The organism is Imperialibacter sp. (assembly GCF_048007035.1).
GTDB lineage: Bacteria > Bacteroidota > Bacteroidia > Cytophagales > Cyclobacteriaceae > Imperialibacter.
The window spans coordinates 4275433-4294611 of record NZ_CP180355.1 but is presented as its reverse complement, the minus strand read 5'-3'; the positions used below and the strand labels follow the sequence as shown (position 1 = coordinate 4294611).

General features: G+C 46.7%; 14 protein-coding genes and 1 riboswitch. Of the genes, 6 read left to right on the top strand and 8 right to left on the bottom strand.

The window, feature by feature from the left end:
- Positions 1-35 precede the first annotated feature (35 nt).
- The 3 genes from metF to ACMVP2_RS18505 all read right to left on the bottom strand — a co-directional run bounded on the left by metF (position 36) and on the right by ACMVP2_RS18505 (position 4873).
- The gene (gene metF, locus ACMVP2_RS18515; RefSeq protein WP_416864567.1) at positions 36-986 is read right to left on the bottom strand and encodes a methylenetetrahydrofolate reductase [NAD(P)H]; all 951 of its coding nucleotides are present in this window, start codon (positions 984-986) and stop codon (positions 36-38) included.
- A 45-nt stretch (positions 987-1031) separates the two neighbouring features.
- Positions 1032-3734 (bottom strand): methionine synthase, encoded by a 2703-nt coding sequence (gene metH, locus ACMVP2_RS18510; RefSeq protein WP_416868208.1) that lies wholly within the window; start codon positions 3732-3734, stop codon positions 1032-1034.
- A 128-nt stretch (positions 3735-3862) separates the two neighbouring features.
- On the bottom strand, positions 3863-4873 hold the full coding sequence (locus tag ACMVP2_RS18505) for a homocysteine S-methyltransferase family protein (RefSeq protein ID WP_416864566.1): 1011 nt from the start codon (positions 4871-4873) through the stop codon (positions 3863-3865).
- Between the two features lie 104 nt (positions 4874-4977).
- A riboswitch (SAM riboswitch) is annotated at positions 4978-5109 on the bottom strand.
- A gap of 70 nt (positions 5110-5179) precedes the next feature.
- Here ACMVP2_RS18505 and ACMVP2_RS18500 point away from each other — a divergent pair.
- From ACMVP2_RS18500 to ACMVP2_RS18485, 4 genes are all read left to right on the top strand, one after another.
- Positions 5180-7396 (top strand): tetratricopeptide repeat-containing sensor histidine kinase, encoded by a 2217-nt coding sequence (locus ACMVP2_RS18500; RefSeq protein ID WP_416864565.1) that lies wholly within the window; start codon positions 5180-5182, stop codon positions 7394-7396.
- A 65-nt stretch (positions 7397-7461) separates the two neighbouring features.
- Positions 7462-8151 carry a hypothetical protein gene (locus ACMVP2_RS18495; RefSeq protein ID WP_416864564.1) on the top strand — a complete coding sequence of 230 codons (690 nt, stop codon included), beginning with the start codon at positions 7462-7464 and terminating at the stop codon, positions 8149-8151.
- On the top strand, positions 8102-8704 hold the full coding sequence (locus ACMVP2_RS18490; RefSeq protein WP_416864563.1) for a response regulator: 603 nt from the start codon (positions 8102-8104) through the stop codon (positions 8702-8704). The genes ACMVP2_RS18495 and ACMVP2_RS18490 overlap by 50 nt, the downstream gene beginning before the upstream one ends.
- 42 nt (positions 8705-8746) lie before the next feature.
- Positions 8747-9655, top strand: a complete 909-nt coding sequence (locus tag ACMVP2_RS18485) for a phosphatase (protein ID WP_416864562.1) — start codon at positions 8747-8749, stop codon at positions 9653-9655.
- A 10-nt stretch (positions 9656-9665) separates the two neighbouring features.
- Here ACMVP2_RS18485 and ACMVP2_RS18480 read toward each other — a convergent pair whose 3' ends face one another.
- From ACMVP2_RS18480 to ACMVP2_RS18460, 5 genes are all read right to left on the bottom strand, one after another.
- Complete coding sequence (locus ACMVP2_RS18480; RefSeq protein ID WP_339792217.1) at positions 9666-10046, bottom strand: transmembrane 220 family protein; 381 nt, start codon at positions 10044-10046, stop codon at positions 9666-9668.
- A gap of 2 nt (positions 10047-10048) precedes the next feature.
- Positions 10049-12457, bottom strand: a complete 2409-nt coding sequence (locus ACMVP2_RS18475; RefSeq protein ID WP_416864561.1) for a TonB-dependent receptor — start codon at positions 12455-12457, stop codon at positions 10049-10051.
- The gene (locus ACMVP2_RS18470; protein WP_416864560.1) at positions 12454-13353 is read right to left on the bottom strand and encodes a sugar phosphate isomerase/epimerase family protein; all 900 of its coding nucleotides are present in this window, start codon (positions 13351-13353) and stop codon (positions 12454-12456) included. Before ACMVP2_RS18470 ends, ACMVP2_RS18475 begins: the two co-directional genes overlap by 4 nt.
- A 152-nt stretch (positions 13354-13505) precedes the next feature.
- On the bottom strand, positions 13506-14561 hold the full coding sequence (locus ACMVP2_RS18465) for a sugar phosphate isomerase/epimerase (RefSeq protein ID WP_339792223.1): 1056 nt from the start codon (positions 14559-14561) through the stop codon (positions 13506-13508).
- 156 nt (positions 14562-14717) lie between these two features.
- Positions 14718-16049 (bottom strand): amidohydrolase family protein, encoded by a 1332-nt coding sequence (locus tag ACMVP2_RS18460; RefSeq protein ID WP_416864559.1) that lies wholly within the window; start codon positions 16047-16049, stop codon positions 14718-14720.
- A gap of 163 nt (positions 16050-16212) precedes the next feature.
- Here ACMVP2_RS18460 and ACMVP2_RS18455 point away from each other — a divergent pair, with 163 nt between their 5' ends.
- Together ACMVP2_RS18455 and ACMVP2_RS18450 are read left to right on the top strand one after the other, a co-directional pair.
- Positions 16213-16545, top strand: a complete 333-nt coding sequence (locus ACMVP2_RS18455; protein ID WP_152000450.1) for a PadR family transcriptional regulator — start codon at positions 16213-16215, stop codon at positions 16543-16545.
- Positions 16538-19126, top strand: a complete 2589-nt coding sequence (locus ACMVP2_RS18450) for an ABC transporter permease (RefSeq protein ID WP_416864558.1) — start codon at positions 16538-16540, stop codon at positions 19124-19126. Before ACMVP2_RS18455 ends, ACMVP2_RS18450 begins: the two co-directional genes overlap by 8 nt.
- The last annotated feature ends 53 nt before the right edge of the window (positions 19127-19179 follow it).

The window sequence follows — 19179 nt, the reverse complement described above, 5'->3', positions numbered from 1 at the left end:
TAGCAATCTAACCATATCAGCACTCTCCTCCTATCTTAAAACAAGGCAGATGCAATGTCCTTAACCGACTCAGCACGGCTCATGGTGTAGTAGTGCAGCACCGGCACGCCGCTCGCCATCAATTCCTTCGACTGATTAATACACCATTCAATACCCACCTCTTTGGCAGCCTTATTGTCTTTGCATTTTTCCAGTTCAATCACCAAATCGTTGGGCAAGTTGATAAAAAACGACCGGGGCAATGCCGTCATTTGACGGACAGAGGTAATCGGCTTGAGGCCGGGAATAATTGGCACCGTAATGCCTTCTTCCCTGCACTTTTTCTCAAAAGCAAAAAACTCGTTGTTGTCAAAAAACATTTGAGTAACAATATACTGCGCCCCCATTTCAACCTTGCGCTTCAGATGGCGAATGTCCGTCGACAGGTTAGGCGCTTCAAAATGTTTTTCAGGGTACCCTGCCACCCCAATACAAAAATTGGTGTGGTTGCCTTCCGTTTCCTCATGCAGGTAGCGACCATTGTTCATATTGATCACCTGCTCCAGCAGTTCTGATGCATACCTGTGTCCATTAGGGTCGGCCACAAAAGCCCCCTCCGACTTAATCGGATCACCCCTCAGCACCAACACGTTATCAATACCAAGAAAGTCCAGGTCAATAAGTGCATCCTCAGTTTCATCTTTACTGAAACCTCCACAAATAATATGAGGAACGGCGTCGATTTTAAACCTATTGATAATGGCGGCGCAAATACCGACTGTGCCGGGTCTTTTTCTGATCGTCACCTTCTCCAAAAGCCCGTCCTGGCGTTTTTTGTACATGTACTCCTCCCTGTGGTAAGTTACATCTACAAAAGGAGGCTTAAACTCCATCAAGGGTTCTATGGTGTCGATGATCGCCTGCATACTCTGCCCTTTTAGCGGAGGCAAAATCTCAAAAGAGAACAGGGTTTTCTTAGCGTTGTTAATATGATCTACTACTTTCATTTTTCAGCTATTGCAGCACTTCGGTTTACTCTGAAGTGTTTTTGATTAAATATTGTAATTGAGATTTGGCGCTAACCATTTTTCCATGTCTTCCAAAGAAAAGCCTTTGCGCCGTGCATATTCCTCTACCTGATCCTTTTCTACTTTGCCCAAACCAAAATACTTCGAATCAGGATGCGAGAAGTAAAAACCGCTTACTGCAGCCGCAGGGTACATGGCAAAAGACTCTGTAAGGATGATGCCAGTCTTTTTTTCCACATCCAGCAGATCGAACAAAAGCCTTTTTTCCGTGTGGTCAGGACAGGCAGGGTAGCCCGGTGCCGGACGAATGCCGGCATAGTCCTCCTTGATGAGCCGTTCGGTATCAAGTTTTTCATCTGGTGAATAGCCCCATAGCTCCTTCCTTACTTTTTCATGAAGCAATTCTGCAAAAGCCTCAGCCAACCGATCAGCAAGCGCTTTGGCCATGATGCTATTGTAGTCATCCTGATCCGCTTCGTATTTCTTGACGATAGCGTCGAGTCCGTCGCCGGCTGTAACTGCGAATCCTCCCATATAGTCTTGCTTGCCGGTCTCTGCCGGCGCCACAAAATCGGCCAGGCTCAGGTTGGGCACCGTTGCTGCCTTTTTGCCCTGCTGGCGAAGGAAATGGAACGTGGTAAGCTCTTTTCCTGACTCATCTAAAATCTTCACATCTTCATGATCAACAGCAGTGGCTGGAAACAAGCCAACGATGCCATGGGCCTTCAGAGAGCCTTTAGCTATGATCTCGTCAAGCATGGCATTGGCATCGTTGAACAGTTTTCTGGCTTCAACTCCAACGATTTCATTGTCAAAAATAGCCGGATACTTCCCTTTCAGCATCCAGGTAGAGAAAAATGGCGTCCAGTCGATATAAGGTCTAATCTCTTCCAGAGAATAATTCTTGAATACACTAACGCCCAGTGCATTTGGCTTCTTCGGTACAAAATCATCCCAATTGACGGGTGCTTTTTTCTTTCTTGCTTCAGCTATCGAAATGTAGTTCTTCTCCTTCTGCCGACCGGCGTGGTCCGTTCTTGCTTCGTCATATTCTTTTCGAACTTTGCTGGCAAATGCTTCTCTTGTATCCGGACTTATGAGCTCGCTGGCTACGGGCACACTTTTGGATGCATCGAGCACGTGAACCACCGGGCCCGAATAATTTGGCGCTATTTTTACCGCTGTGTGAATGCGGGAGGTAGTAGCCCCACCAATAAGCAATGGTGTTTTCATTCCCATTCTCTCCATTTCTTTGGCCACATGCACCATTTCGTCGAGTGACGGTGTAATCAACCCGCTGAGGCCAATCACATCGGCCTTTTCCCGAACGGCAGCTTCCAGGATTTTTTCGGCTGGCACCATCACACCCAGGTCGACAATATCGAAGTTGTTACAAGCCAGCACCACACCGACTATGTTTTTGCCGATGTCATGAACGTCGCCCTTCACCGTGGCAAGAAGTATTTTTGCATTGGACGATGTATTTCCAGTTCTTCTTTTCTCTTCTTCCATGAAAGGAATCAGGTAGGCCACCGACTTTTTCATCACCCTGGCGCTTTTCACCACCTGAGGCAGAAACATTTTCCCTTCTCCAAAAAGATCGCCCACGATATTCATACCTGCCATCAAAGGCCCTTCAATTACTTTCAAGGGGCTTTGGTACTTGGCCCGAGCCTCTTCTGTATCGGCCTCCACAAACTCGACAATTCCTTTTACCAGCGCATGGCTTAATCTCTCCTCAACACTGCCCTTCCGCCAGGCATCGTCAACCACCTTCACTTTGCCTTTCGACTTCACTGTCTCGGCAAACTCCAACATTCTTTCGGTGGCATCCGGCCTGCGGTTAAGCAGCACGTCTTCCACTCTCTCCAAAAGGTCTTTGGGAATTTCATCATAGACTTCAATCTGCCCGGCATTCACGATACCCATGTCCAGACCATGCTTGATGCCATGATAAAGGAACACGGTATGCATCGCTTCACGAACGGAGTCGTTGCCCCTGAATGAGAAGGAAACGTTACTAATACCACCGCTCACCCTGGCATGAGGCAGATTCTCTTTGATCCATTTGGTGGCCCTGAAAAAGTCAAGGGCATTGTTATTATGCTCGTCCATGCCGGTGGCAACAGGGAACACATTGGGGTCGAAAATGATATCTTCAGGCGGGAAATCAATTTTATTGACCAAAAGACGGTAACAGCGCTCGCAGATTTCAATGCGGCGCTCGTAGGAGTCGGCTTGGCCATCTTCATCGAAAGCCATTACGACCACGGCGGCACCGTAACGTTTTACCTTTTTAGCCTGATCAAGAAACTCCTTCTCGCCTGCTTTTAAGCTAATGGAATTGACAATACCCTTGCCTTGTAAGCATTTTAGCCCTGCTTCAATAATATGCCACTTAGAAGAGTCAATCATAAACGGCACTCTTGCGATCTCCGGCTCGGCAGCCAGTAGGTTGATGAAGGTCACCATGGCATTTTCGCCATCGAGCATGCCCTCATCCATATTGATATCGACGATCTGTGCGCCGTTTTGCACTTGCTCCAGGGCTATGCTAACAGCCTCTTCATAGTTACCCTGCAGGATCAGTCTTGCAAATTTCTTGCTGCCAGTTACATTGGTCCGCTCGCCAATATTCACAAAATTCGTCTCCTGGTTGATAATGAGGGGTTCCAGGCCACTGAGCTTGAGTGGGCGAGGGTTGTTGGCGGCAATTTCACCGTCCACAGTTTCTTCGACTTTATTTGACATCTGTTAGTTTCTGTTGTAAAAATTCGCCGAGCCCTTATCGGATGACGATTTCAGGTTCGTTGCTGTCTGGATACTGATTTCTATTTGACTGCATGTAAAACCGACTAGCTACCAACAGCCAGGAGTGAGCCCACCTTCCTCGGCTTATACTTCGCTGCCGTTTCGGCTATTAACTTGATGTGATCTGGAGTGGTGCCACAGCAACCACCGATTACGTTGATCATGCCCTCCTTCAAAAACTCCTCAATTTGCGCAGCCATTTGCTCCGGCGTTTGGTCGTACTGTCCAAATTCATTAGGCAGTCCGGCATTGGGGTGAGCGCTTACGTTGAAGGTGGATTTCTCAGACATAATTTGCAGGTAAGGCCTCAGCTGAGCAGCTCCCAGGGCGCAATTAAGGCCAACGCTCATCAATGGCATATGCTCCATGGAGATCAAAAATGCTTCCGTCGTTTGCCCTGACAGGGTGCGTCCGCTCGCATCAGTAATAGTACCCGATACCATGATAGGAAGCCTCACACCTCTTTCTTCAAACACTTCTTCGATGGCAAAAAGAGCAGCCTTGGCATTCAGGGTATCAAAAATTGTTTCCACCAGTATAATATCAACACCACCATCCATCAATGCACGCAGCTGTTCTTTGTAGGCGTCCTTCAATCCGTCGAAATCGATGGCCCGGTAACCGGGGTTGTTTACATCCGGCGACAGTGAGGCGGTCCTGTTGGTTGGCCCTATAGAGCCAGCCACGAACCTTGGTTTTGAGGGATCAAGAGCGGTTGCTTCGTCAGCAGCTTCCCTGGCAAGCCTTGCACCCTGAAAGTTGATATCATACACCAGGTGCTCCAAAGCATAGTCAGCCTGGGCGATGGATGTACCGGTAAAAGTGTTGGTTTCTGCTATGTCGGCCCCGGCTTCAAAGTATTTCTTGTGAATGGCCTTGATTACATCGGGCCTGGTGATATTGAGTAAATCACTGTTTCCCTTCAGGGGGATATGATGATCCTTGAGTGCCTCATTCCTGAAATCTTTTTCTTCCAGGTTGTAGCGCTGAATCATGGTACCCATGGCACCGTCGAGCACAAGAATTCTTTCCTTTAAGATCTCTTCTATATTCATAAAAGTGTTTTTTGTTTTGGTTTGAAATATTCCAGCGAAAGCATAGAACACTTTACCAGCCACATTAATTCTCTTATCAGGAAAGGTATCCAAAGGAAGGATTACGCTTATCTGTCTCGGATCAGCAGCGCCTTCAGCACTACTTTCTCCAAGTGGGAGTTGGCACCTATTCCCCAGGGAGGTGGAAGGTTGCCAAGACTTCAAAGGGCCCATCCCTCAGTCTTTCTTGATAAGAGGTGCAAATATACCACAATTGGCATAACTAAAAATATTTGCATATTTAAACTGAGCTTAAATTTTGACTATATGCGCTGCCAACTGATTACTTTAATTATTTCGATTTCATTTTCGCTAACCAGTTCACTATCTGCTAAAAACCAGACCCTTACGCCACTTGATTCCTTAAAGGCAGCCCTATCACAGGCCTCTTCCGCCGAAGTTAAGTCGGACTTGTACAATTCCCTTTTTATCGAAACCATCAAATTTTCACCAGATGAGGCAAAAAATTATGCGCATCTCCAAATCAACTTAGCCGGAAAAGAATCGCTGAACAAAGGCCTCGCACAGGGGCTCAACAACCTCTCAGTATATTATAACAGTCAGGGAAAATTAGACTCGGCGAGCTATTTTATTGAACAAACCATTATCGCCTACGAAAAAACAAAAGATCTCAGCGGCCTTGGAGGCGCCTATCTGAACCTCGGTAATCTGAACAGACAAAGTGGGGACTTTCCCTCTGCCATCTCCGCTTACAAAAAGGCTTCCAGCTATTTTTCTCAAGCCGGAGAAACAAGCAAATATGCCTCTGCTATAAACGGTATCGGCAACGCCAAAAGAAACCTTGGAGAGCTGGATTCGGCCCTGTTCTTTTACAAAACGGCTCTCGACGTTACCGATACCGCTACGCTTCAGGCCATCGCTTTTATGAATATTGGAAATGTGCTGGCTCAAAAAGGCGAGTATGAAGAGGCGGTGGTGTATCACCTGAAATCGGTGAAAATAAAAGAAGAACTGAACGACCGGAGAGGCCTGATGTCTTCGTACATCAATATGGGAGTGATTTACTCAAGGCTCGAGCAATTTGACAAATCGGAAGCCTCCTATCACAAGGCGATCAAGGAGGCTGAAGCCATGGGCATCAAGCAAAGCACGGCAATGGCCTACAATAACATTGGCACCAATAAAGCCCGGCGGAAAGACTTCGACTCCGCAGCTTTTTATTTCAAAAAGTCGCTCGATATCAGAAAAACGCTCGGAAACCGAATGGAAATCGGCATGTCGGAGAATAACCTTGGCAACGTGTACCGTGATTTAGGCAACCTCGATAGTGCCCTTCATTATCATGAACTGGCCCTGCAAAGCAAATTGGAAGCCAACGACAAATACGGGATCCCTTCGGCCTACTACAATACTGGCTCCATACTGTCACTTCTTGGCCGGGCGGAAGCCGAAGAATACATATTGAAAGGCTACCATATGGCCAGGGAGGTGAGCCCCGTATTGGAAGAAGAGGCTGCGAAAACATTGTTCGATCACTATCAGTCCAGAAAAAATTACAAAGCTGCCCTCGACATCCAAACCAGGTTAATAGCACTGAAAGACACTTTGAGAAGTGAAGAAACGAAAAAAAGGATTGAAGACCTGGAGAAGAAATATGAATCGGAAAAGAAGGACAACGAAATAGCCCTGCTAGCCAAAGACAATGAGCTCCAGGCACAAAAAATAGCTCAAACGGAGACTGAGAGAATCATCTATATCATTAGCGTTATTTTCATCATTGGCTGGGGTGTTGGCTTTTTTTACCTGCAGCGAAAGAAACACCAGGCGGATCTTTTTCTGGCTGAAAAAGAAAAGCTTGTATTCGATCAGAAAATCAAACAGTTGCTGAAGGAATCTGAAATAACGAGGATAGAGTCGCTACTAAAAGGCCAGGAAGAAGAACGGAAGCGAATGGCAAGAGAGCTTCATGATGGGCTGGGCGGTATGCTGGCGGCGCTCAAAATCAGCTTGCAAAGTGATGTAAAAAGTGGCTCGGCCAATAACCGGGCCGTAATGCTTGCGGAAAAGTCGGCCGATGAGGTTAGGAAGATATCTCACAATTTGATGGCTGGAGCACTTCAGAAATACGGTTTGGTGGAAGCGCTCAAGGACTTAAGCCGTCAGGTAGAAGAAAGCACAAATTTAAAGCTCAACTTCTATTGCGACCGGGATGAATACCAACTGAACCCAGAAGCAGAAACGCACTTATTCCGGATGCTTCAAGAGATTATAAGCAACTGTCTGAAGCATGCAAAGGCCAGCGAATTAAGCATTCAAATTCATCAGGAAGCTGATACCATTCACATTACCACCGAAGATGATGGCGTTGGGTTTGATCCCAACAAGGTAGTGAACGGTATTGGCACGGACAATATCAGAGATCGGGCAGAAGCGCTGCATGCTAAGCTTACTGTGGAGTCATCAAAAGGTCGAGGGTGCACTTATTTTATCGAGGTGCCAATTGTGATCAATCAACTAACTTAAAATTACCCGTTTTAGGGTATTTATTTCCTTTGCCAAAAGCGTGTAATTGACGTAAAATTACACGTATGAATTTCGTGATTATTGCTGTGTCCGGGTTGCTGATTGGCGGCTACACTTACCTGCTAACGAGCGGCTTACGGCTAAGAAGGGAACTTAAATCTTTAAAAAAGAGCTCACAGGCCAACCCTAAGCTGCACGCAGTGGTGCTGTCTAGAAAAAACTTCGTCGAGGACGTTTATCAATTGACAACTCTTGAAAATAATCCTGAACTCCCCTCTCTTCCAACCCCAGCTATTACCCTTCCTCGTGTTGAAACAACTCTTAGCGAACTTATCACCAACAAATTCATCGACCACCTATCGCTGTATGTGGCTCAGTTCAATCTCAAGAATAATAAAAGTATAGAACTAACGATCATAAAAGGGCAATGCAATTTGTCGTTTAAAGACAGTCTTTTACTTCTAACGAGTATTCATTCGTTGGTGAGTAACAGCAGTCACAACGAGGCCGGGCAAACAAGTCTCTTCGTTCTGGCTACAACTCCCTTTCAACTCTCGATGACTACTTCGGGTAGGAGAGTGAATGAATCTTCCATTTATTCTTTGGTTGTTGAAGAAATACAGCAATCTTCATCACTTGAAATCATATCCCATGAAACAACCTGCTTCGGTGAAAGGTTAGTAATTGGTGTGACTGAGACGAAAGATGACGATAGTAATAGCCGACGACCACGAAATTTTCAGAGAAAGTATTAGCTCGCTTTTAACAGGAAAAGGAGGTTATGAGGTGCTGGCCACCTGCAGAAATGGGCTTGAAGTGTTGAAGGCTGTAGAAGAATTGCAGCCTGGGCTGGTGTTAATGGATGTGAAAATGCCCGCCATTGACGGCATAAAAGCAACTGAATCTATCAAAAAGGACTTCCCCTCAATTAAAGTCCTCGCCTTAAGCATGTCGGACGACCCGGCAGACATAGCTGGAATGATAGAGGCAGGGGCTGATGGCTATATTTTGAAAACTGCCGATGTAAAAGATTTCATGGAGGCTGTGACACTGATTGCCAACGGGAAAAAGTACTTTCCTGCACAAACCGTAAAGGCACCATCTGGTCACAGAGAGGGCATTTTACTAAGCAAACGAGAAATTGAAATCGTGCGCCTTATTGCCATGGAGTATAGTGCGGAAGAAATTGCCGCTCAGCTTTTTATTTCCCATCTAACGGTCGAAAAGCATAAAAACAACATCCGCCGCAAGCTGAACACCACCACCGTTGGGCTGGTGAAATTTGCAATTAGAGAAGGGATAATTTAGCCCGGCAACGCTTCCTAATGGGAAATATTCTAATTTCGCAGCGTGAAACTAGCTGCCGTAGACATTGGCTCCAATGCCATTAGAATGCAGGTCACGAACGTGATCGAATATGACAACGATGTGGTCTTCAAAAAACTTGAGTACATCCGCTTTCCGCTGCGCCTGGGTCACGATGTTTTTTCCCAAGGGCAAATAAGTGAGAAAACCAGCCTCAAGTTCATCAAACTCATGAAAGCTTTTAAGCTTTTTATTGACTTGTACGAGGTGGACGATTACATGGCCTGCGCCACATCGGCCATGAGAGAAGCAAGTAATGGTGAAGAGCTGAAGAAAAAAGTAAAGGAAGAAACAGGACTTGAAATTTCCATCATTGAAGGAGACACTGAGGCAGAGCTGGTCAACCGGGCAGTCAACACTCACATTACCGATGCTCCTTTTTTGCACATCGATGTGGGCGGTGGAAGCACAGAACTGAACGTCTATTTGCAGAGAGAAAAAGTAGCATCAAGGTCGTTCCGCCTGGGTGGGGTCAGGAGGCTCGATAAAAAAGACTCACCAGAAGTCTGGAAGGAAATGAAGGCCTGGATTGAGGAGAAGATTCCGATTCGTTCACAAAAAATCACCGCTCTTGGCACTGGTGGAAACATCTCCAAAATATTTGAACTGTCGGGCATTAAGAAAGGCAAGAAGCTAAGCTATGAAAAAGCTCAGGAAGTCGTTGAAAGACTATCTCAGCTTACACTTGAAGAGCGCATTTTCAAGCTTCAGCTAAATCACGACCGGGCCGATGTGATCATTCCCGCCTCTGAAATCTACCTGGGGGCGATGAAGGCAGCCCACGCCCGATACATCATAGTGCCGGATGTGGGGCTGAAAGACGGCGTTATGCACTACCTTTTTGAAAAGAATAAGCACCGCATAGCTCCCTACATTGTGAAATCAAGCTGGTAAGTTGGTGCAATCAGGCTTGCTCTTCCTTTTTAGGCCTTGAGCTCCACCAAAGATAGAACAAGGCGGCTGAGGCAATTAACAACCCACCCAGCTCCCGGGTTTGCTCTATATAGGGCTTATCGTCCATCATGTGCCCCAGCATTTCCGACTTATCGTCCGAGTCGAACCATTCCAGCATACCGGGGATAAGCGTGAGCGCCCATATCAGGCATAGCCCCATCAGCGCCACGGTCACATACGGCAATGGCTTCCAAAAGCCATGTAGCAGGCTCAATCCGGCTACCATGCCGTACAAGGTTACCCACCTCTCAGGGTCTGGATCGTTGAACTGCACATAGGTGAATAGCACAAACAGCGCTGCGAGAATTCCGTGAATTACTTTCTTTGTCATGATCAAAAATCTATTCGGTAAACTAATACTGGTATCATTCCAAGCTGGGTCTTGAGTACTTCTTTCCCAGCAACGGAATCAAAATAGTAGTAAGAAGGATTCTGCGTATTGAGTACATTTTGGATGTCTATTGCAAACATTCTCGTGTACTTCTCTTTGAATTTTGTCCACTGAATCCTAAGATCTAACCTTAGATAGTCCTTTAGCTTCACATCATACTCGCTCCAAAAGGTGTAAAGCGGCTGCTGACGAAACCCACCCTGATAGAAAATTCTTGAATTGACACCAAAGAGCTTTTCGACCTGCTCAGACTTTTTCTTATGAAATTCTTTCCCCAAAGTTGCATTGAAGTTATACCTACCGTCGAACTTAGAAGGGAGGTAATCTCCGTTTTGATCCTGATACTCCGATCTGTACAGGGTGCCACCAGCCCAGATGTAGAACCCGTTTACAATTGCCTGCTTAGCTTCCGCAGTCACTCCGTAGGTTCGGCCTTTTCCGCCTGAATACAAGACACCCAAATAGTCTTCACCGTCATAGTTCATGTAGTTGAAGTAGTAAGGTGAACCATTGCTTTCGTAGTAAGCATTTGGTATATCGTACAGGTATTGATAGAAACCTTCCAACGACAGTTTTAACGACTTGCCAATAGCCTGCTGCCAACCTATTTCACTCGACCATGATTTCACAAACCTCAACCCTGTATTTGTTAGATCAACTTCGGTAGGTGCCGGTGTATTCGGATTCCAAAACTCACCTGTGGTGTGATATGCGTAGGGCGACAATACCTGGCTATAAAGGCCGCTTCGTAAAGAAAGTAGAGAAGCGGCGCCAAGCTTTAAATCGAGGTTTGCTCTTGGCTCTAACAAAAATTCGTTCGTGTATCCAAACCACGATGAATTAAGGCCAAGGTCAAGTCCAACACGTTGTCCCAGCACAAAGTTACCATTTACAAAGGGCTGCAGTAGCAATCCATCAACATCAAAACTAAAATCCCGAGGCTGTTTGTCACTCCAATCAGGGTCAGTGGAATCAACCCAATCTTTATGCTTAATATTCCAAAAGTACGAAGTTCCTTTTAGTCCTGCAGTAGTGGTAAACGCATCTCCCCACCGGCTCGATACACTTGACGAGAAAGACAGCTTAGATACTGATTCGACATCATTATTAAATATTGTTGTGTTATTTGAATTAAGGATATCAGCGTTTGTTGCCTGATTTCTATCTGCAACAGTCGAAGAATACACCAAGACATTCCTCCAACTGCTTTTGCTTCCAAGTGCGGCCTCCTGCGTAATACCATATGCATAAATAGAGGACATATAATCAATATCGGAAAGATCCTTTTCTTCCTCCCACTCCGTCGGGTCATCAGGCCCCTTGAACTCATTACTGTTCCACCCATTCACTCCAAACAGAGTTACTTTGCCAATAGGTGTTTCCGGCAGCGACACATTGAACGAAAGGTCTTGAAACTTGATTGTTTCTCCTCCGAAGTCGACACCCATTAAAGCAAGGACGCCAGTGAATGAATAACGATAATTGACAAGATAGGACGCTGAGCCACCCTTTTTGAACGGCCCCTCTGCGGCAAAATCGAGCCCGATGAGGCTTGCCTGAGCCGTATACTCCCGCCGTTGGTTATTCCCTCTGCGCAGGTTCATGTCAAAAATGCCACCAATAGCATTGCCGTATCCTGCCGGCATATACCCCATCAGGAAAGAAGATTTGTCGAGCATTTGTGTACTCAGCACGTTCACACCCCCACCATTTTGGGTCGGGCGGTCGCTTATTGTGCCGGCATTGGCCAGGTGGTTGGGGTTGACAATTTCAACGCCCTCTAATCGCCAGGTATTGGCAATGGGTGAATTACCACGCACCGACACTGCATTATTTTGGTCGTTGGTGTTGGCTACTGAGGGGCTACTCATTACCACCCTGGCCGGATCGAGATAGTTAGCAGCAATGCGTTGAAATTGCTCGGCCGTTATGTCAACCTTGCCCATTTGTTCAAACTCCTGTATGTCCGAAGCGGCAGATACCTTCACCTCTTCCAATTCCATTGGGGACTGTTCCAATGCAACATGCACCACATTCTGCTTTCCCGACACCACCAGTAATTCTCTCACAACGTCGGACTTGTACCCTGTGTAGGTAATTTGAATGGACTGCCGACCAACAGGCACGTCTTTTATCTCAAACTCGCCAAACTCGTTTGTTGACGCGCCCACACCACTTGCCAACGGCAGAAGCGCTACCGAAGCACCTACCAGTGGCTCTTTTGTTGTGTCGTCTACAACCGTTCCTCTAACTGTTTGAGTCAGCTGCCTTGCGGAAACGGCCGTGCCGACACTCATTATTAGCAACACAATACCAAGCCAACCCTTCATCGTCTTGTTCAAAGTCTTCAAATCCCCCACTTCATTAAGTTCTTGTAGCTTATTGCTATACTTTCGACAGGTGGCCGCTGACACACATCCTGCTCTACAAAAAAGTACTTCATTCCTGACAACATGGACTTTTCGAAAATAGCTTTAAAGTCTATCACGCCGTTACCCACTTCGGTAAATTCTTTGTCATCAGAGTCAGCCATATCCTTTACGTGCCACAAGGCTGTTCTTTTTGGGTATCTTTTGAAAAAATGCATCGGGCTATGGCCGGCTCTTGTTGCCCAATAAAGATCCAACTCCGCAACCACCAGGTCGTCGTCCGTTCCATCCATAATAACATACATAGGAAGCTGGCCTTCCAGTTCCAGGAATTCAAAATCATGATTATGGTAGCCAAATTGGATGCCTGCATTTTTTGCGACTTTGGCTGAAACGTTCAACAGGTCCGTCAACTTCTTATAGTCATCAATTGACTGTCTTTCTTCGGGAAAAAGAAATGCGTTGACCATGTACTTAAGCCCCATTGTATTGGCGTCTTCCACTGCCTTTTCCCATCCTGCAGATAATGTTCCCTGCCAGGGAGCATTAATATTTCCTGTCAGGTAGTGGCCGCTCACCAGCTTCATCCCAAGGTCTTCCACCATCTTCCTCAACTCCGAAGGTGTTACCCCAAATACTTTGCCATCAGCATAACCAAAAATCTCAAGGTCTTTATAGCCAATTTTTGCCACCGCCTTAAGCGTACCCTCCAAATCTGCCGACAACTGTTCTCTCAGCGTATACAACTGCAGCCCGTATCTTCTACCGGGGCTGGAAGGCGAGCAGCTGGGAAGCAAGGCTAACCCCGCCAGGGCCAAACCTGATGTTTGAATAAATTTCCTTCTTCCACCTGAATGGACTTCTGTAAAATCTCTCATGGTTATTTATTCATCAGCTTAGTCAGATTAGTGTCACAGCCCCCAATAAATCTGTACGCTACTTTGTAAACAAAAAAATGCAAGGAATGTCTTAGCATCCCTTGCAAATGTTTTTAAAAACCGATGGAGGTTCCTCGTAGTAACGTCATGGACTACTTGATACCAAGTATCTTTTTATTAGTCTCGTGATCCATGCCTGATGACGCAAAATCATCAAACGCCTTTTCTGTTACCCGGATGATATGGCTCTGAATGAAAGGCGCCCCCTCTTCGGCTCCCTGCTCAGGGCTTTTGATACAGCACTCCCATTCCATCACAGCCCAACCGTCGAAGCCGTACTGCGAAAGCTTGGTGAAAATAGAGCTGAAGTCTACCTGGCCGTCGCCAAGAGAACGGAACCTACCAGCACGATTGATCCACGACTGGAATCCGCTGTATACCCCCTGCTTTCCTGTTGGGTTAAATTCAGCATCCTTCACATGGAACATCTTGATACGTTCGTGATAAAAATCGATGTATTGGATGTAGTCGAGGTGCTGCAGCACAAAGTGGCTGGGATCGTAAAGCAAATTGGCCCTTGAGTGATTGCCGGTGGCTTCCAGAAACATCTCATACGTTACTCCATCGTGAAGATCCTCTCCGGGGTGAATTTCGTAACAAACGTCTACTCCACACTCGTCAAAGTAGTTCAAAATAGGTTTCCATCTGTTAGCCAGTTCTTTGAAAGCTGCCTCTACCAGGCCAGCAGGACGCTGAGGCCATGGGTATAAATAAGGCCATGCAAGAGCGCCCGAAAATGTAGCGTGAACGTTGATTCCCAGGTTTTGCGATGCCTTGGCTGCCCACTTCACTTGCTGCACTGCCCATTCCTGTCTTGCCTTTGGGTTTCCATGGTATTCAGCCGGAGCAAACCCATCAAACATAATATCATAAGCTGGGTGAACAGCCACAAGCTGGCCCTGCAAATGCGTCGAAAGCTCAGTAATTTCAACTCCACAGGCTTTTACCTTCCCTTTTAACTCGTCGGCGTAAGTTTTGCTCTCTGCACATTTTTTAAGATCTATACAGCGAGGATCCCAGGTAGGAATCTGAACGCCCTTGTAGCCGAGCTTGGCTGCCCATTTGCAAATGCTTTCCAGGTTGTTGAAGGGTGCCGTATCGCCCATGAACTGCGCCAGAAAAATGGCAGGGCCTTTAATGGTATTCATGCTTTTTTTGGTTTTGTAGTTCAAGAAAAAACTTAAGATTCACTCGAATCAATCTGTGAATCGAAATATAGTGAATCTACAGTGCACGAAAAATTAAAAAGGGAAGGAGTGGCCGAGAAATGTCGACAATGAACAAAAGTGATTATATCATTCGTGCTACTTCACCCTTTGCCCTCTCTTCACCACCAAGTCAACGTCCTGTAGCAGGTTGATATACTTTAGCACATCGCCTTTTACAGCAATGATATCGGCGTACTTTCCTTCGCTCACTGTTCCCACCTGCTTGTCTACTCCCATAATGACCGACGGCCAGTAGGTAGCTCCTTTGATGGCCAGCAGTGGATCAACCCCCAACTCCCTCACCCATATATCGAGCTCGTTCCAGGTGCTTTGGCTATGAAATTTCATAGGTATACCACTATCAGTGCCTACCAGCATTACCACACCCGCTTCCTGCAATTGTCTGAACTTTTTCTCCAAAGTTGGCTTCCTAATCGGAGTCAACTGAAAGTAAGGAAGCCGACCGGGGTATTCTATCGATGCCTTGATGTCAGCAATAACCGTATCGGGAAGGCCAAGGTGCCAGGAGTCGTTGTCGAGCTTTTCAGGGTGGTCACGCAAGTACTCATAATTCCAGAGGCCTTCGATGGTCGGCGTCCAAAATAGTGGCCCGGTGCTCATATTGGCGGTTCGTTCCTTAAGCGCTACCATAATGTCGGCCGGATATTCGGGCGCTGAAGAGAGCCCGGTGTGTTCGAAGCAGTCAACGCCAGCTTTCAGGCCTATCCTTATTTCCTCCGGCCGGTGCGAATGCGCTACCACCGTTAAATTATGCTTGTGCGCCTCATCTACAATCGCCTTTACCTCAGCAAAGGTCATTTGATCCTGATCTATGAGTTTGATGCAGTCCACCCCTGCCCTGGCTAGCTTCTGCACCTTCTTCCTCGCATCCTTTTCACCGCTCACCCCCCAACGAAACTGCTCTGTGCCTGGATAAGGCGCATGCTGCAAAAATGGGCCTGACATATACATCGTCGGCCCTGCGATCTTTCCGCTATTGATAGCGTCTCTCACTGCCAAACTTTCCTCCAGTGGGCCTCCCAGATCCCTGGCGCTTGTTACTCCCGCCATTAGCAGTTGATGAGCAGAAGATGGCATGATTACATCTTTGAATAACGGAGGGTAGGTCTTGTCCCAATAGGCGTAATCCGAGTGGCCATTAATCATTAAATGCACATGCATGTCCCAAAGGCCGGGCAGCACACTCATCCCTTCAGTAGAAATGACTTCAGCATCGGATGGTATCTCCAGACTGCCCACCGTTCCAACCGCTTTGATCTTCTCGCCTTCTATGATAATCACACTGTTTTGAATGGGGGTGCCTCCAAAGCCGTCGATGAGTGTGCCGCCGACAAGGGCTTTGAGGGACTGGGCTTTTAATGAGAAAACCGAAATAAGGAGCAACAAACAAACGGAAAGCCTTTTCATAGCAATGAATTTTACACCTAGTATAGCGAAAGTTCTGTTAGGTATGAAAGCTATTTTTTCTAATCTTAAACATGGCAGAACAATGTGTCAATAAACTTTACTTTTATTTCATTGACATTTAAGAATCTAATCATTTTATTTGATTTACATTTACGATTGAAATATGAAAGGAACATACCTGGGTGAGTTTGAGGAACTCGTGCTATTGACGGTGGCCATTTTAAATGGCGATGCTTACGGCATCACTGTGATGGATGAAATTGAAAAGAATATTGATCGCAAGGTGACAGTAAGCACCGTACACACCGCTCTTTACAGGTTGGAAGAAAAAGGCTTTGTCGAGTCGTACTTTGGCGGAGCCACACAAGAGCGTGGTGGGAGAAAAAAAAGACTGTACAAAGTAACCACGGCTGGTCAGCGAAGTTTAGCCGAAGTGAAAGAACAAAGAGAGAAGCTCTGGAGTCTGTTGCCCAACTTAAAACTCAACTATGAATAATACGCCGCCAAGGTGGGCAGTAAAGCTACTGCGCTTGTACTGCTCGGCTCGCTTCATCGACGAGCTGGAAGGGGACTTATGCGAGCTCTACGATAGAAACCTGGCTCAATATGGCAAACGAAAAGCGGCGCAGCTCTTCATTTTTGGTGTACTCGGGTCAGTCAGGCTCTACAGAATAAAGAAACTCAAAGGACTAAATACGAACATTATGCTCATCAATCACTTCAAAGTTGCCTTTCGTCACTCACTCCGGCACAGGGTATTCACTGCGGTAAACCTACTCAGCCTCTTCTTCGGCATCGCTTCCGTTTTCTACATTGGGTTGTACGTTAAGAATGAAACCAGTTACGATCAGTTTCATGAGAAAAAGGACGTAATCTACCGGGTATTAAGAACCGATCCCGTCGACCCTTCCACGGCCGCACTCTCCTCTCAATTTGGCAAGGTGCTTAGCAGTGAGTTTCCGGGAATCAAAATCTGCAGCATGGGAAGTGATCCTGTGAAAATTGGTGATATCGATCCAATACTTGTCGAGGATTTCTACTGGACAGACTCTACTTTCTTTGACCTCTTTTCGTTCAACCTGATCCACGGCGACCCAAAAACTGCTCTATCAGATCCCAGCGGACTTGTGCTTACTCAAAGCCTGAGTCAAAAGCTTTTCGGTGTCGAGAACCCATTGAATAAAGTCGTAACGGTGAAGATCTATGACAGCAATGAAAAGATGAACATGAAGGTGACGGGCGTGGTGGCTGATCCCCCACAGCACTCACACATTCAGTTTTCGGGCCTCGGCTCGATGGCCGTTGCTGATAAAATGTACGCCTCCCTGGCTTCGCATTGGGGGTTTAGCTGGGTGAGAACCTATGCCCTCATTCCTGATTTGGCACATTCGGGCATCAGGGAGCAGAAACCGGCTATCATAGAAAAATACCTTGGGAAAGACATGGTAGAGAGGCTAGGGATGGATTTTCAGCCGATGCAGGACGTCTATCTCTATAGCAAAAATATGGGTGGAAATGAGCTCGCAGGAGACATTGGCAATATCATCATTTTCTCCACCATAGGTTTCTTCATCTTACTGATCGCCGTGCTCAACTACGTGAATCTTTCCACGGCAAGGGCACTCTCCAGAGCCAAAGAGATTGGGTTAAGAAAAACCATCGGCGCCGGGCGTGCGGACTTGATTGCCCAGATCCTCGTTGAATCGGTTTTTTATACATTGGTGGCATCTACATTTGCCATTGCCCTGATCATAATAGCGCTTCCGTTTCTCAACAGCTGGATGAGTCTCCAACTATCCGCCTCTGTTTTTGGGTTCAGGGAAGTGATTTGGTCGGCAATTGGGATAGTAGCCATTGGAGCCCTTTCCGGGTTCTACCCTGCTTTTGTGCTCACAAGGTATTCGCCAGTGGTTGCTCTCAGCGGGCATAGCTCAGGCAAAACAAGCAGCCTGCCAAGAAAGGTCTTGATCACTATTCAATATTGCATCACTATTTTCCTTATAACGGGCAGTGTTGTTGTTTATCTTCAATTTCAATACATGAAGACGTTCGACCTGGGGTTTGATCAAAAGCAATTGATCAACGTGGCGGTGAATGACCGTGGGCTGCAGCAAAGAATCGATGTACTCAAGGAATCGTTCAAAAATATCCCGGGTGTTGACAAGGCGGCAACCTCCGGAGAGCCCCTGCCTGCAAGAATGCAAAACACGTGGGGATTTTACTGGCAGGGAGCCGAGCCTGATACAGAAAGGGGTATCGACATTGTGGGGGTCGATAAAGACTATTTCGACGTCGTAGGCCTTCACCTGACCGAAGGCGCTACCTTTACGTTGCCCTTCGAGGCCGATTCAGGTAGGTCGGTGGTCATCAATGAAAAAGCCAGGGATTTCATGGGTAAAATATCAGCTCTCAATGAAGTGGTTGAGATTGGCGGCAAAAACAGAAAAATAATCGGCGTGGTTGAAGATCATCATTACACATCGCTTCACAGTACCATTGCTCCAGTAGCCTACATGGTCTACGGACCGGGCTACAGGGTGAGCCCCGACAATGTGTTGATGAGAGTAACAACAGGAAATTTACCTGCGCTCTTGGAGCAACTGGAAACCACCTGGAGAGAGTTTTCTACCGATCCCTTCGAGATGGCCTTCGTTGACGATGCCTTCGCCAGAACCTACGCATCTGAGCAGCAATTCTTCCGGGTGGTGAGTGCCTTCACAGCCATTGCTATCATCATTGCCCTCTGTGGAGTATTTGGCCTGATTATCTTCCTGGCTGAAAGCAGGACCAAGGAAATAAGTATTCGAAAAGTGCTTGGTGCGTCTGTTTTTCAGCTAACCTATCTGCTGTCGTCAGACTTTGTCAAATTATTTGCCGTGGCAGTTCTCATCGCAGGACCGGCAGTATATTGGTTTACCGACAACTGGCTTTCTGACTATCCTTTACACATCGATCTGAGTATTGAGGTGGTGGCCATTTCCGCCGCTTGCTGCCTTATCATTTCAATCTTCATTGTGTTAACGCAGGTATTCCGGCTGACTGCCATCAACCCAGCCAGGACGCTCAAATCGGAATAGGCAACCAGCCCCTGCCTCAGCCTATAGATAAACCCTGCCAATTAGGCGGGGTT

Bases quoted from the DNA above. Each gene is read 5' to 3' on its own strand.
- ACMVP2_RS18470 (WP_416864560.1), bottom strand. From the start codon at position 13,353: ATGAGAGATTTTACAGAAGTCCATTCAGGTGGAAGAAGGAAATTTATT.
- ACMVP2_RS18490 (WP_416864563.1), top strand. From the start codon at position 8,102: ATGACGATAGTAATAGCCGACGACCACGAAATTTTCAGAGAAAGTATT.
- metF (WP_416864567.1), bottom strand. From the start codon at position 986: ATGAAAGTAGTAGATCATATTAACAACGCTAAGAAAACCCTGTTCTCT.
- ACMVP2_RS18505 (WP_416864566.1), bottom strand. From the start codon at position 4,873: ATGAATATAGAAGAGATCTTAAAGGAAAGAATTCTTGTGCTCGACGGT.
- ACMVP2_RS18480 (WP_339792217.1), bottom strand. From the start codon at position 10,046: ATGACAAAGAAAGTAATTCACGGAATTCTCGCAGCGCTGTTTGTGCTA.
- ACMVP2_RS18495 (WP_416864564.1), top strand. From the start codon at position 7,462: ATGAATTTCGTGATTATTGCTGTGTCCGGGTTGCTGATTGGCGGCTAC.
- ACMVP2_RS18450 (WP_416864558.1), top strand. From the start codon at position 16,538: ATGAATAATACGCCGCCAAGGTGGGCAGTAAAGCTACTGCGCTTGTAC.
- ACMVP2_RS18465 (WP_339792223.1), bottom strand. From the start codon at position 14,561: ATGAATACCATTAAAGGCCCTGCCATTTTTCTGGCGCAGTTCATGGGC.
- ACMVP2_RS18455 (WP_152000450.1), top strand. From the start codon at position 16,213: ATGAAAGGAACATACCTGGGTGAGTTTGAGGAACTCGTGCTATTGACG.
- ACMVP2_RS18460 (WP_416864559.1), bottom strand. From the start codon at position 16,049: ATGAAAAGGCTTTCCGTTTGTTTGTTGCTCCTTATTTCGGTTTTCTCA.
- ACMVP2_RS18500 (WP_416864565.1), top strand. From the start codon at position 5,180: ATGCGCTGCCAACTGATTACTTTAATTATTTCGATTTCATTTTCGCTA.